The sequence below is a fragment of the Thermoleptolyngbya sichuanensis A183 genome (genome assembly GCF_013177315.1).
Taxonomy (GTDB): domain Bacteria; phylum Cyanobacteriota; class Cyanobacteriia; order Elainellales; family Elainellaceae; genus Thermoleptolyngbya; species Thermoleptolyngbya sichuanensis.
The window spans coordinates 393072-407363 of the sequence record NZ_CP053661.1 but is presented as its reverse complement, the minus strand read 5'-3'; the positions used below and the strand labels follow the sequence as shown (position 1 = coordinate 407363).

9 protein-coding genes are annotated in these 14292 nt (G+C 56.4%); 6 read left to right on the top strand and 3 right to left on the bottom strand.

Annotation, left to right across the window (positions count from 1 at the left end):
* Window positions 1–106 precede the first annotated feature (106 nt).
* The 3 genes from HPC62_RS01825 (at window position 107) to HPC62_RS01815 (ending at window position 3370) form a co-directional block, all read left to right on the top strand.
* Window positions 107–1030 carry a class I SAM-dependent methyltransferase gene (locus HPC62_RS01825; RefSeq protein ID WP_172353495.1) on the top strand — a complete coding sequence of 308 codons (924 nt, stop codon included), beginning with the start codon at window positions 107–109 and terminating at the stop codon, window positions 1028–1030.
* A 129-nt stretch (window positions 1031–1159) separates the two neighbouring features.
* Window positions 1160–1870 (top strand): HAD family hydrolase, encoded by a 711-nt coding sequence (locus HPC62_RS01820; RefSeq protein ID WP_172353494.1) that lies wholly within the window; start codon window positions 1160–1162, stop codon window positions 1868–1870.
* Window positions 1871–1999: 129 nt separating this feature from the next.
* On the top strand, window positions 2000–3370 hold the full coding sequence (locus HPC62_RS01815; RefSeq protein ID WP_172353493.1) for a Glu/Leu/Phe/Val family dehydrogenase: 1371 nt from the start codon (window positions 2000–2002) through the stop codon (window positions 3368–3370).
* A 281-nt stretch (window positions 3371–3651) separates the two neighbouring features.
* On the opposite strand, the gene HPC62_RS01810 is transcribed toward HPC62_RS01815, so the two are convergent.
* Complete coding sequence (locus tag HPC62_RS01810) at window positions 3652–4827, bottom strand: TRC40/GET3/ArsA family transport-energizing ATPase (RefSeq protein WP_172353492.1); 1176 nt, start codon at window positions 4825–4827, stop codon at window positions 3652–3654.
* Between the two features lie 159 nt (window positions 4828–4986).
* A complete protein-coding gene (locus HPC62_RS01805) occupies window positions 4987–5379 on the bottom strand; it encodes a DUF2358 domain-containing protein (protein WP_172353491.1) in 393 nt (130 codons plus the stop codon).
* Between the two features lie 552 nt (window positions 5380–5931).
* Here HPC62_RS01805 and HPC62_RS01800 point away from each other — a divergent pair.
* On the top strand, window positions 5932–8232 hold the full coding sequence (locus tag HPC62_RS01800; RefSeq protein ID WP_172353490.1) for a putative bifunctional diguanylate cyclase/phosphodiesterase: 2301 nt from the start codon (window positions 5932–5934) through the stop codon (window positions 8230–8232).
* A gap of 69 nt (window positions 8233–8301) precedes the next feature.
* Here HPC62_RS01800 and HPC62_RS01795 read toward each other — a convergent pair whose 3' ends face one another.
* The gene (locus HPC62_RS01795) at window positions 8302–9651 is read right to left on the bottom strand and encodes a UDP-N-acetylmuramoyl-tripeptide--D-alanyl-D-alanine ligase (RefSeq protein WP_172353489.1); all 1350 of its coding nucleotides are present in this window, start codon (window positions 9649–9651) and stop codon (window positions 8302–8304) included.
* Window positions 9652–10036: 385 nt separating this feature from the next.
* On the opposite strand from HPC62_RS01795, the gene HPC62_RS01790 reads away from it, so the two are divergent.
* Window positions 10037–12862 (top strand): response regulator, encoded by a 2826-nt coding sequence (locus HPC62_RS01790; protein ID WP_172353488.1) that lies wholly within the window; start codon window positions 10037–10039, stop codon window positions 12860–12862.
* Window positions 12859–14244, top strand: a complete 1386-nt coding sequence (locus HPC62_RS01785) for a diguanylate cyclase domain-containing protein (RefSeq protein ID WP_172353487.1) — start codon at window positions 12859–12861, stop codon at window positions 14242–14244. The genes HPC62_RS01790 and HPC62_RS01785 overlap by 4 nt, the downstream gene beginning before the upstream one ends.
* The last annotated feature ends 48 nt before the right edge of the window (window positions 14245–14292 follow it).

The window sequence follows — 14292 nt, the reverse complement described above, 5'->3', positions numbered from 1 at the left end:
TGACCCGTAGAATCGGGGTACAATCTTGATATAACAATTCGTTACAAACAAGAATCGAAACGACTGCACTCAACTCCTGGAGGCGCGTTTGAGGCGCGATCGCCCTATGCCTGTCCGCAATGACACCATTTTTGAGCGATTTCTGGCTCCGGTCGTCAAAACCTTCCTGATCGACCGGGACGCGATTCTGCGCTATTACCAGAGTCGCGATTGGCAGCAAGAGAGCGATCGCCTCCGCAACCCAGCGGTAGAATACCCCAGCTATTACAGCAGCCAGAATTTTCACAGCATCGAGGGTGGCTATCTCAGCCTAGAAGCGGCGCTGTCCTACGACCCGATTACGCAATACGCACTGCCGCCGAACGAAACCTGGGTTCGCAAGGCGCTGCTGGAGCGAGTGCAGGGCAGTCCCCGGCGAATTCTGGACTTGGGCTGCGGCACGGGCACCTCGACGCGGATGCTAAAGCGGGCGTTCCCCCAGGCAGAGGTGATCGGGCTGGATCTGTCGCCCTACATGCTGGCGGTGGCAGAAGATAAAGCGAAGGGCGATTCGCGCAGCGATCCCTACGGGAATCGTCTCGATATCCAGTTTGTCCATCAAAACGCTGAGCAGACGGGCTTTCCCGATGCCAGCTTCGATCTCGTTACCGCCACGCTACTGTTCCACGAAACGCCGCCCGAAGTCGCCCAGACCATCCTGCGGGAAGCCTTTCGCTTGCTGACCGTCGGCGGACAAGTGCTGGTGCTAGACGGCAACCAGAGCGTGATCCGCCAGACCGAGTGGCTCGCGGAAATTTTTGAAGAACCCTACATCAAAGCCTACGCCGCAGGCAGCGTCGATGCCTGGATGGGCAAGGCCGGGTTTGGCGCGGTGCAAACCGACAGCCTGTGGGTGATTCACCAAATCACGCAGGGCGTAAAACCGCTGCCAGGGCAGCAGGTGCGCTCGGTGGAGTTTGCCACGCCGCTAGGAGAGGGCGATCGCCAGTGGGCATGGAATTGGCGCAGCGAGGCGGTGAGGGGAGGATGAGATGATGTGAGAAGAAGTGACGGAAAAAACTAAAAACGAAGAACGAAAAACGAAAAACGCAACCTCTTCCCTCTTCGTTCTTCCGTCTTCGTTCTTCTCTCTTCCCTCTTTGTTCCTCTCTCTTTGCCCATGTCTCTCCGCGCGATTCTCTTCGACTTCAACGGTGTCATTATCAACGACGAACCGCTGCACCAACGGCTGCTAGAAAAGCTGCTGGTGGAAGAGAACCTGCGCCCGAAGCCAGAGGAGTATCGGGAAATCTGTGTGGGGCGGAGCGATCGCGCTTGCATTCGAGAACTGCTGTCGCGGCGCGGGCGCATCGTCACCGACACGTACCTGGATGAGCTAGTAGCCCGCAAGTCGCGCTATTACCAGTTGCAGATTGAGGAAATTGAAAAGCTGCCCAGCTATCCGGGACTGGAGGATTTGATCTTTCAAATTCGAGCGGCGCAACTGCCGATGGCGATCGTCAGCGGAGCCGTGCGAGCAGAAATTGAAACGGTGCTGGCCCGGCTAAACCTGGCGGACTATTTCAAAGTCATTGTGGCGGGTGACGAAATTGCCGCCAGCAAGCCAGAGCCAGACGGCTACTTGCTGGGGGTGCAGCGGCTGAACGAAGCCATTTCTGGACTCAATCTGCAACCATCAGAATGTCTTGCGATTGAAGACACGTTCGCAGGCATCGAAGCGGCGAAACGGGCAGGAATGCAGGTCGTCGGCATTGCCAATACCTACCCGTTTCACATGATGCAGCGCCGTGCCAACTGGGCGATCGACTATTTTAATGACCTGGATTTGGATTATGTGCGTCGGGTCTTCTCGAAATTGGCTGCGGCCTGAAACACTTCGCCAATCTTGTTGAAATATTAAAAAGTAGCGAAATATACCGTTTATTGGGCATTATAGAAACAGATGCGGACAGGGCGATCGCCTCAAATCCCTTACTGCCCGTCCCAAAAGGAGAAATTTATGGTTAACTTGCTGTCCAACGCCGCAGCAGACTCTGCTACTCACGCCGCCCTCAACGGCAGCGCAGGCAAGAGTCTCCTCGATGGGGCCGCCCACAGCACGCTGTCGGATGCCAATCGACGACTGGAAAAGGCGCTGAAATATGTCTCGATCAACGAGGATGTGGCGGAGCGGCTGCGCTATCCCAAGTCCAGCTTGGTGGTGTCGATTCCAGTGCGGATGGATGACGGTTCGCTGCGAATCTTCCAGGGCTATCGCGTGCGCTACGACGACAGCCGTGGCCCCACCAAAGGCGGCGTGCGCTATCACCCCGGCGTGACGCTGGACGAAGTGCAATCGCTGGCGTTTTGGATGACCTTTAAGTGCGCCGTGCTGAACCTGCCCTTTGGCGGCGCAAAGGGTGGCATCACGCTCAACCCCAAGGAACTGTCGAAGTTTGAACTGGAGCGGCTGACGCGGGGCTATGTAGATGCGATCGCCGACTTTATTGGCCCCGACATCGACATCCCCGCCCCCGATGTCTACACGAACCCAATGGTGATGGGCTGGATGATGGATCAGTACAGCATTATTCAGCGCAAGATTACGCCTGCGGTGGTGACGGGCAAGCCAATCACGATGGGCGGCAGCCAGGGGCGCGAGTCGGCCACCGCAATGGGCGCATTCTTTGTGATGCAAACCGTTTTGCCGCGTCTGGGAAAATCGCCCGAAAACACGACCGTTGCGGTGCAGGGCTTTGGCAATGCCGGGTCGATCATTGCAGAACTGCTTTATAAGGCGGGCTATAAAGTGGTCGCCGTTAGCGATTCCCAGGGCGGGGTGTACGCTTCCCAAGGACTCGATATTCCCAGCGTGCGGCAAATTAAGGAGTCTAGCCGCAGGCTCAAGGCGGTTTACTGTGAAGGCAGCGTGTGCAACGACCAGGAGCATTCCACCATTACCAACGAGCAGTTGTTGGAGCTGGATGTAGACGTGCTGGTGCCCGCTGCACTGGAAAATCAGATTACCGCTGAAAACGCCGGCCGCATCCAGGCTCGCTATATCTTTGAGGTCGCCAATGGCCCTGTCACTTCTGATGCCGATGCCATTTTGGAAAATCGTGGCATCCAGGTCTTTCCCGATATCCTAGTGAACGCGGGCGGCGTGACGGTAAGCTACTTCGAGTGGGTGCAAAATCGAAACGGCTTCTACTGGTCGGCCGACAAGGTGAACCATCGGCTGGAGTTTGCCATGAAGCAGGAGACGGAACATATCTGGGCGATCGCCCAAGAGCAAGACATCGACCTCCGCACCGCCGCCTACGTCCACGCGCTGAACCGGCTCGACGATGCTATCCGCGCCAAGGGCACACGGGACTTTTATGTGAGCTAGTTTATGTGAGCGAGCTTCATGTGAGCAAGCTTCAAGGGAACCAGGACGCTTGGTTCCTGAACCCGGTTCCTGAACCAAAAGCTAGACCCTGGAGAGTGGCTTAGGACTTACGCACTTGCAATTAAGGTTTCTGGGGTTTGGACGATTTCTCGCGGGCGCAGCCCGCGAGAAATCGTCCAACTGCGTAAGTCCTATGGCTGTGTAAAGTGGCTGTCGCTCTACAGGGTCTATTTCGTGGCTTGCGGCTATTTTGGGCTATTTCGTGGCTGGGGGGGGTGCGGCTAGTTAGCAAAGCGAATTTTCAAGTAATCCTCTTCCATCTTTGCCCCGGCGGGTTGCAGCGCTGCCAATGCCTGGGGCAGCACCAGATTTCGGCGATGGTTGCCAATGCGGACGTTTAGCTCGTCGGCCGACTTGCTGAGTTCGATCTTGTCTTTGGGAATGCCGGGTAAGTAAAGCTCCAGGCTGTATTGGTTCTGTTCCTGCACCACGCGCATCGTCGTCTCTTTGTAGTAGACCTGGGCCGGGTCTTCGTCGGCATAGAGCGTTTCCTTCAGTCGCTCCAGCGCCGCCAATCCGCAAAGTTCCTCAGAATAGAGCGGCACTTCTTTCACAGGCAGTGGGTGAAAGTTTTCGTGAATTTCCTGGCGATATTGCTGCTGATTTTCCTTCCAGCGCTGAAAGAAGGGATCGCTCACCTCGTTGGGGATGATGCGGTTGGCCACCACCATGTCGGTTGCCACGTTGTAGAGGCTGAGGTACGCATGGGCCCGCAGGGATTCCTTTATCACCATCTTTTCGGGATTCGTGACCAGACGCACTGAGGTCTGGGTGTTGTCGGTCAGCACCTTTTCCAGGGCTTCGATCTGCTGATAAAACTCGTAGGGCGCGTCCATCACTTCCTGGTTGGGCAGGGAAAAGCCCGCAACGGGACGAAACAGCGGCTCTACCAGCGGCCGCAGCGCCGCAGACACCGCTTGCAAGGGCTTGTAGAATCGGCGCATATACCAGCCCGCCACCTCCGGCAGACTCAGCAGCCGCAGGGCTGTACCCGTTGGTGCAGAGTCGATAATCAGGACATCGAAATCGCCTTCGTCATAGTGGCGCTTCATCCGCACCAGGCTGAAGATTTCGTCCATGCCAGGGAGAATCGCCAGTTCTTCCGCCTCTACGCCTTCCAGACCCCGCGCCTGGAGTACCTGCGTAATATAGCGCTTCACGGCTCCCCAGTTGCCCTCTAGCTCCATCAGCGCGTCTAGCTCTGCGCCCCAGAGGTTTGGCTTGACCGGGCGCGGGTCGTGCCCCAGTTCCATGTCGAAGCTGTCGGCCAGGGAGTGGGCGGGATCAGTGCTGAGCACAAGGGTACGGTAGCCCAGTTCTGCACACCGCAAGCCTGTTGCGGCAGCCACCGAAGTTTTGCCAACGCCGCCCTTTCCGGTCATTAAGATTACGCGCATGAGTGCCCAGCGATTTCGTGAAGAATGGTTACATTCCTCTAATGTATCGGGTTTTGCAGGCAGATGGGGCGTTTGGCGCGGGATTGGAGCGAGTCGGTCAGTAGGGCGATCGCCCCTTGTCAACGCGCCAGATGCTCCGCTAAAGACCTGTTCAGAGGTTCATGAGGATCTCTGGCGAACGCTGAAATGCTGCCGCAGCACGTCGAGCCGCGAACAGTGCCAGTAGTCGATGTGGGACGTGATTAGCCCCTGTTCATTGACGGTCATTTCGCTCCAGCCTGTGATGGCGATGCGGGGCTTCCAGGGCAGCGGTGTCGTCCAACTGAGCGTCCAATCGGTGCGGATATCTGCGCCCGTTTGCTGAATCTGGTGCAGATCGAGCTGGGGGTCGAGGAACCAGGTCTGAATAAAGCCGATCATGCGTTCGTAGCGATCGCGCCCGCGAAACTCTGTCATTGGATCGCGAAAATAAACGTCCTCTGCATAGGCGCTGAAGGTCTGAGATTTGGGGAAATTACGGTAGTCCTGTCTGAGGATTTCTAGGATGTCCATTTCGCTCTTTACCTGTATTTAAAAAATAATAAATCCTCCTTGTTAATCGTGCCGGATGCGATCGCTCTAGGCTGTATTTAGCGCGAAATCCTTTTGAAGTCTTAGCCGTTTGACTGCTCAAAGAATCACTTATTCGAGTCCGATATACATCTCTCAAGAATAATTCTTCAAATGTAATTTTTCAAAAATAAGAAGATCAGTTAATCAAAATTCTAACTTTTTGAGAGAAGCAACTATCTGGCTACGTAGGCATCAATACGGAGGAGTGGCTCCGTTATGTTGCCGATAGATATGGGCTTTCAAACGGACGGAGAAGAGAGAATTTTATTCCTAAAACTGAAGTAAGGAAGCAATATTTCGACTGCTCTGAAGTATTGTTCTGATTGCTTCCAAGTTTTCCAGAAAAACTGCTGATTTTGCAATTGAGAATCTCTGGGGGCAGTCTTTGCGACTCGCAATATTTTTGACGCGAGTCGCTTTCAGAGAAGATTCAAATTTCCACAATATCAGACCGTTGTGATTTCCTTTTTCCCAGGATCGAGGCTAGTTGAGATGCAATTTGGGCAATCGAATTTTCAGGAGCGGCTGTCAGAGTCCGCGTTCCCTGAGTCAGACGAGTTCCACTTCCGCGACACCTGGCTCCCGGCACACTGCTTTCAAGTCCGAACACAGACCGATGCACTGGCGCAAGACCTATCCTCCCTTTTGGGAAAAGTATCTCAGGCGATCGCCCTGCTCAATAGCCAGCGGGAACTTCTCTGCGCCAACGCCGCGCTGGATAACCTGGCGGATCTGTGGTGGCAGCGAGCGGCGATTGAGGCAGCAGCCGACGGAATAGCCGTATTCGATGCAAAAGGAGCCTTTCGCTATGCCAACCCGGCCTATCTGCGCCAGTTTGGTTATCCACCCGATGAGACCCTCAGCCGCCAGACTTGGCAGCAGTTCTACATTCCCAGCGAAGTGCGGCGGTTTCAGCTTGAAATCTGGCCCAGCCTCAGCCGACAGCCCCAGTGGCGTGGTGAGGCGATCGCCCTGCGGCCAGACGGCACCACGTTTCCGCAGGAAATCAGCCTGACGCGCATCGCCGACAGCCATCTGGTGTGTATCTGCCGAGATATTAGCGATCGCAAACGGGCCGAAGCCGCCCTGCGAGAAGCCGAAGCCCGCTACCGCAGCATTTTTGAAAATGCCATTGAGGGCATCTTTCAAACCACACCGGAAGGACGCTATCTCAACGTCAACCCCGCCTTGGTTCGCATCTACGGCTTCAAGTCTCCAGAAGACCTAATCGCTAACATCCACAGCATTCAGCACCAAATCTACGTCGATCCAAACCGCCGCAGCGAATTCATCCGGCTCATGCAGGAACACGGGCGCGTCTCCAATTTTGAATCGCTGATTTATCGGCGCGATGGCACGCCCATCTGGATCTCGGAAAATGCCCACTGCGTCTACAACAGTCGCGGCGACCTGCTGTATTACGAAGGCACTGTCGAAGATATCACCACCCGCAAGCAGTCCGAAGAGCAGCTTTTTCTCAACGCCTTCCATGATTCGTTGACCAGTCTGCCCAACCGGGCCCTGTTTATGAACCGACTGAAGACCGCCCTGAATGCGCTGCCGCGCCGTCCGGGGCACCAGTTTGCTGTGCTGTTTGTCGATCTGGATCGGTTCAAGCAGGTGAATGACAGCCTTGGTCATTTGCTGGGCGACCAATTGCTGATCCAGGTTAGCCAGCGGCTGCAAGACTGCGTGCGGGGCGGCGACACCGTGGCACGACTGGGTGGCGATGAGTTTGCTATCCTGCTAGAAGACATTCAAAGTGCCGACGACGCGATCCATGTTGCAGAAAGGATTCAGGAGCAACTCGGCTGGGCTTTTTGCCTCCAGGGGCATCAGGTTCACATTAGCGCCAGCGTCGGCATTGCACTGAGCCATCACCGGGAAACCGGTCAGCCTTACCAAAACTTGGAAGACTTGCTGCGGGATGCCGACATTGCGATGTATCGCGCTAAGCATCGGGGCAAAGCTTGCCACGAATTGTTTGACGGCACGCGCCAAACCCAGGTGTTTACCCAGGTGCAACTCGAAGCAGATTTGCGGCGGGCCCTAGATCAGCAGGAACTGGAGCTGCACTATCAGCCGATTGTGGCGCTGCAAAGTCGCCGGGTGCGAGGGTTTGAGGTGCTGATGCGGTGGCAGCATCCCACCCAGGGACTTGTGCCACCCGGCAAGTTCATCGACATTGCCACCGAAACGGGGCTGATTCTGATGCTGGAGGAATGGGTGCTGCGTCAGGCGTGTCAGCAAATGCAGCAGTGGCAGAGGCAGGGATTGGCGGATGGGTCGATGACGATGAGCGTCAACCTGACGGAAAAGCAGTTCGTCCAGCCCAAGCTGATTGGACAGGTGGGGCGAATTTTGTCGGAAACCGGGTTGCGGCCCAACTGTTTGCGTCTGGAGTTTGCGGAGGCGCTGCTGCGAGCGGATATAGAGGCGATTGCCCAAAACCTGTACGGATTGACCGATCTGGGCGTGCAGCTTTGCATTGACGACTTTGGCATGGGCTTTTTATCCCTCAGCCAGCTTCACAGCCTGCCCATCCACAGCGTCAAGATCGACCGCTCCTTTATTCACCAGGCGGGCATCAGCGTAGAAAGTCAGGCAATCGTGAAAACCATTTTGAGCTTGGCGGAAACCCTGCGGATGAGCGTCATTGCTGAGGGCGTGGAGACGCTGGAACAACTGGTGCAACTGATGGCAATGGGCTGTGAATACGGCCAGGGCTATTTGTTCTCGTCTCCGGTTGATCGAGCAATGGCGGAGTCGCTGCTGCTCAAGAAGCAGCTTTAGAGCCAGCTTTAGCAGCCGTCAAAGACCTGTGATTCGTAAGATTGTGCGTTGCGGAAGCGAGTATCGTCTTCATGGCGTGTCCAAAAACCAACTTACCACCTGATCTAGCCCAACGGCGCGGGAGGCTTTGAACAGGAGGCGATCGCCCGCAGTCACGTTCTGCCTCAGCCAGTCTACGACTTCGGCATGGGTGGTGAAGCGCTCGGTGGGAATGCCCCTGGCTCCGACAGCGAGGGCCTCGGCTTCGGCGGGGTCAGCCAGGATTAAAAGCGCGTCTAGCTTGAGGTCTTGCACCGCCGCGCCGACCTGCTGGTGAAATTCGAGGGAGCGATCGCCCAGTTCCTTCATCGTGCCCAGCACCGCAATTCGGCGAGAACCGGGCGTATCTGCCAGCAGCCGCAGCGCCGCCAGCATAGACTCCAGCCCCGCGTTGTAGGTTTCATCCAGAATCACTACATCATTGGGCAAGTCTAGCCGCCGCGCCCGTCCTTGGGGCAATTCCACGGTCAACCCAGCGGTGAGCGGCTGCCAGCTTAGCCCCAGCAGTTTTGCAACCGCCAGCGCTGCCAGATAGTTCAGCGCGTTGTGGCGGCCCGGCAGCGGCAGGGGCAGCAGGGTGTCGTCAACCCGCAGCGTGTGAGCATCGACCAGTTCGCCCCGCAGGTCGCCGCCTTCTAGCCCGTAGGTGATTGTTTTGCCGCGCCACACGCGGGCGGCCGTGTCCATCAGCCGCAGATTGTCGTGGTTCAGCACGGCTGCGCCCGCTGAGTCTAGCTCGTGGAGCAGTTCACATTTGGCCTCGGCGATCGCCTGCTCAGACCCCAGCCGCCCGATGTGGGACGTGCCGACGTTGGTAATCACCGCAATATCGGGTTCCGCGATTTGTCCTAGCAGTGCAATTTCGCCTGCCGCCCGCATTCCCATTTCGATCACGGCAAACTGATGCTCGGGCCCCAGTTCCAGCAGGGTTTTGGGAACGCCGATTTCGTTGTTATAGTTGGCGCGGGTTTTGAGGACAGGGCCGCGGGTTTCCAGCACGGCGGCAATTAGCTCCTTAGTGGTCGTCTTGCCGACGGAACCCGTGATAGCCACGACGGGCCCAGAAAACTGCCGCCGCCAGAGCGTGCCTAGCTGCTGATAGGCCGACAGCGTGTCGCTGACCTGGAGCATCGGCCCGACTGCATTGGGGGGAAGGTCAGACACGACAGCGGCGATCGCCCCCTGCGCTAGAACCTGCTTGACAAAGGCATGACCATCGAAGCGATCGCCTCGCAGCGCCAAAAATAGATCCCCCGGACTGAGGCTGCGGCTGTCGGTCGTCACCTGGGCGATCGGCGTTTGATTCACCTGCGCAGACCAGTGGTGCAACCGAGCGCCCAGATTTTGCGCTAACCTGCCCAGCGGCATTGAAAACGGCATAAGCTTTCTTCGATCCGGATTCTGCATCAAAGCAAGATCATACCGCGCCATGCCTCTAGCCACGGTTTAAGCTGCGAGCCGCTGCGCTGACTTTCTCCAGACAGATTGGGGCTACAAATTGAACCCACAGATTGGGTTCATTGACAACCGCAAGACTGCCAATCTGGTTGCTAGAAACAACGTTAGCCCGTTGCTAAATTCGGGAAATATACGGGTATCTCTATTACCTCTATCTCGAACCTTGGCATCTAGCCTTATCGGTCTGTTTTGATTGACCTGTCCAGTCTACTGGCAGTCCGTTGCAAGCCCTGCCATTTTGACCGCGCTGTCTTCATCCGTCCCCCCTCTCTGGCCCCGCTGACTCATTGCAACCGCTTCAGACTCTATGGGTGTTTTTAATTCGCGCCTTGGACGCAAACTGCCGCTTCAGGCACTCTTGGTTTTACCCTTTTTGCTACAGCTTGCTGGAACGACTGCGCTCATCGGCTACCTGTCCTATCGCAATAGCCAGAGAGCGGTCAATCATTTGGCACTGGAGCTACGCAATGAGCTGACTGCCCGCATTCAGCAGGAGGTAAGTACCTATGTCGAGTCGCCTTTTGTAATCAATGACCTGAATACAATCGCCCTTCGACAGGGGGACTTAGACCCTTCTCGCGCCAAAGGGGTGTACATATTTTGGAAGCAGAGCCGCAGCTTTCCAGCGAACAACCTGATTTACTGCGGCGTTGAAGACGGCTCCTTTATGGGATTAGGGCAGTTTAGGGGCAATCAAGGTGTATACGTTCTAATATCTAAGCCAAGTCCCCAGCGTTTTTACCACTACTACCAGATTGATGAGGTCGGTAATCGAAGTAGCCCAGTTGGGTCGCTAGACTGGGAATATGATCCCCGCACCCGCCCTTGGTATCAAAAGGCGAAGCGACAGCAAAAGCCAAACTGGAGCAACATTTACCTGGACTTTGACGATCAAGTGCCCGTGCTAACGGCTAGCACGCCCGTGTACGAGGAAGGCTCAGGACGGCTATTGGGAGTCTGCGCTACAGACCTGGTTCCCTCTTTGGAGTTAAACCATTTTTTGAGTCAACTGAAAGTCGGCAAGACCGGGGAAACCTTTATTCTCTCCCGAAAAGGTGAGCTAATCGCTAGCTCTACTGCCGACGAAGAGAATCTGCTGATTAATGCTGGAGAAGACATTCAACTTTTGCCTGCCCGTGATAGTCAGAATCCCCTGGTTAGCGCAACGGCTCACTACTTGGAACAACAGTTTGATGATTTGCGGCAGATCGACCAAGTGCAGCAGCTTGAGTTTCGGCTGCTGGGGGGCGATCGCCAGTTTGCCCAAGTATCGCCGTTTCATGACGAGTATGGGCTGGACTGGCTGATTGTGGTTGCCATACCCGAATCCGACTTCATGGCTGAGATCAACGCCAACAACCGTCTGACGCGGTGGCTCTCGCTAGGGGCCCTGGTGCTGGCAGCGGGCATCGGTGTGCTGACTAGCCGCTGGATTGCTCGCCCGATTTTGAAGCTGAATCAGGCAGCCCAGGCGATCGCCGAGGGTGATCTGGCGCAAACGGTCGAGGTCAACGGCATTGCCGAACTGGAAACTCTGGCCCAATCCTTTAACCAGATGGGACACCAGTTGCGCGACTCCTTCGATACGCTGGAGCAGCGGGTGCAGGAGCGCACCGCAGAACTGGCCGAATCAAACCGGCAGTTGGAATTGGCCAAAGAAAAGGCAGAGGTGGCAAACGAAGCCAAAAGCACCTTTATCGCCAACATGAGCCACGAACTGCGATCGCCCCTGAATGCAGTGCTGGGCTTTTCGCAACTGACCCTGCGCTCTAGCAGTCTGCCGCCAGACCAGCGCGAAAATGTGGGCATCATCTATCGCAGCGGCGAATATCTGCTAACGCTGATCAACAACATTCTGGACATCTCCAAAATCGAAGCGGGCAAAACCACGCTTAATCTCAAGAGTTTTAACCTGCATCGGCTGCTCAGCGATTTGGAAGACATGCTCTACTTGCGGGCTGAGAGCAAAGATGTGCTGCTGACGGTCACCCGCAGCGATGACCTGCCGCAATATATCCAAACCGATGAAATGAAACTGCGCCAGGTATTGATCAATCTGCTGAGCAACGGCATCAAGTTTACGCAGGCAGGTTCCGTATCGCTGCATGTCTCTACCCATCCGCCCAGCCCTACGCCGCTAGTGCTTCCGGCTCAGACGCTGCCTGCCGCCACTCTGCCGATTTACTTTGAAGTGCGTGATACAGGCGTTGGCATCGCACCGGAGGAATTGTCCCATCTGTTTGAAGCCTTTACCCAAACTCAGGCGGGCAAGGAGTCGCAGGAAGGCACGGGGCTGGGGCTGGCGATTAGCCGCAAGTTTATCCATCTTATGGGCGGCGATATTGCTGTGAGTAGTGAACTGGGAGTGGGCACGGCGATCGCCTTCTATATCCAAGCCAGCCTCTCGGAGGCGGCCCCGCTCGATCTGCAACCTGCTCGGCGGCGTGTGCGGGGGCTGGCTTCGGGACAACCCACCTACCGCATCCTGGTGGTAGACGACAAAGAGGTGAACCGCCGTCTGCTGGTGAAGCTGCTGAGTCCGCTAGGGTTTGAAGTCCGCGAAGCCAGCAACGGTCTGGAGGGCATCGAAATCTGGAATGATTGGGAACCGCATCTGATCTGGATGGATATGCGAATGCCCGTGATGGATGGCTACGAGGCAACCCAGCGGATCAAGGCGACGACCAAAGGTCAGGCAACCGCCGTGATTGCTCTGACGGCCAGTGTGCTAGAAGAGGAAAAAGTGGTGATTTTGTCGGCGGGCTGCGATGATTTTCTTCGCAAGCCGTTTCACGAACAGAACATTTTTGATGCGATCTCCAAGCACCTCGGCGTGGTCTTCCTGTATGACGAAAGTGAGTCGGGCAGCCGAGAGCAGGAACCGCCAGCCGACCTGCACTCGCCAGATTTGCAGGATCTGCCGGATGCCTGGAAGGCTGCCCTGTACACCGCAGCCCTAGAGGCTGACAGTGCCCAAGTTGAGGCGCTGATCGCCCAAGTTTCCATGACCCATGCCGCCCTAGCCCAAGATCTGAGCCAATGGAGTCACCAGTTTCGCTTTGACAAAATCCTGGAGTGGGTTGAAGCACTTCCTGGTTCAACCGCCCCTATTCCTGATGCTGAGCAGCTATGAACCCTAGTCCCAAGGCTGAACCCAAAGGCAGCGTCCTCCTTGTAGACGATATCCCCGAAAACCTGCGGCTGCTGACCGATATCCTGACCCAGCAGGGGTATCAGGTGCGGAGCGTCACCAGCGGCGCGATGGCCCTGCGCACGGCCGTCGCCAAACCCCCCGATGCCATCTTGCTGGATATCAAAATGCCCGACATGGATGGCTATCAGGTTTGTGAGTCGCTCAAAGCAAACGAGACGACGCGGGACATCCCGGTGATTTTTATCAGCGCCCTCGACGATCTGCTGGATAAGGTCGAGGCGTTTCAGGTGGGCGGGGTGGACTACATTACCAAGCCGTTTCAGGTGGAGGAAGTCGTCGCCCGCCTCGAAAGCCAGCTTACGATTCAGCGGCAAAAGCAGCAACTTCAGCAGGAAGTTCTCATCCGTCGCGAGACAGAAGAAATTCTCTACCAATCGCGGGCGCTGCTGTCTAGCATTTTGAACAGTTCCCTCGATGGCATTGCGGCGATGCAGGCGGTGCGCGATGTGGGCGGCACGATTGGCGATTTTCGCTGCCTGGTGGTGAATCCGGTGGTGGCGAAGATGCTGGGCAAAACCCGTGAGGAACTGATTGGCAACTTGGCTCTGCGGCGACTGGTGCAGCAGATTGATCCGGGGCTGTTTCAGAAGTTTGTGGACGTGGTGGAGACGGGCGAAACGCTGGAGAGCGACCTGGCCTATTCCACCTCAGAGGGCGATCGCTGGTATCACTACATTGCAGTAAAGCTGGGCGACGGCTTTGCAGTGACGGTGCGCGACATCACCAGCCGCAAGCAGATTGAGCTAGCCCTGCAAGCCGCGAATGAAAAGCTAGAAATCTTGGCGAATCTGGACGGGCTGACGCAGGTGGCCAATCGCCGCCGCTGGGATGTGTGCTTGGAACAGGAGTGGCGACGGTGTGCCCGCGAGCAGCAGTCGCTGTCTCTGCTGCTGTGCGATGTGGACTATTTCAAGCGCTACAACGATGCCTATGGACATCAGGCGGGGGATGACTGCCTGAGGCAAATTGCTGGGGCGATCGCCCAGGCTGCCAAGCGTCCGGCTGACCTGGTTGCCCGCTACGGGGGAGAAGAGTTTGCAGTCTTGTTGCCCAATACTACTGCCGACGGAGCCGCCCAAATTGCCGCGCTAATTCAGGCTGCGGTGCGCGATCTGGCCATTGCCCATTGCCAGTCCGACATTAGCGATCGCGTCACCCTCAGCATTGGTCTTGCCACCCTGATTCCCCATCCAGACGGGTCGCCAGAAACCTTGCTCATGGAGGCTGACGGTGCGCTCTATCGGGCCAAGCAGCAGGGGCGAAACCAAACCGTGCAGGCGATTGCCAGCGCTGTGAGATAGGCTGCAGTGGAATCGGTTGCAATGAGATGCTGTGGAATCCTCTGCAGT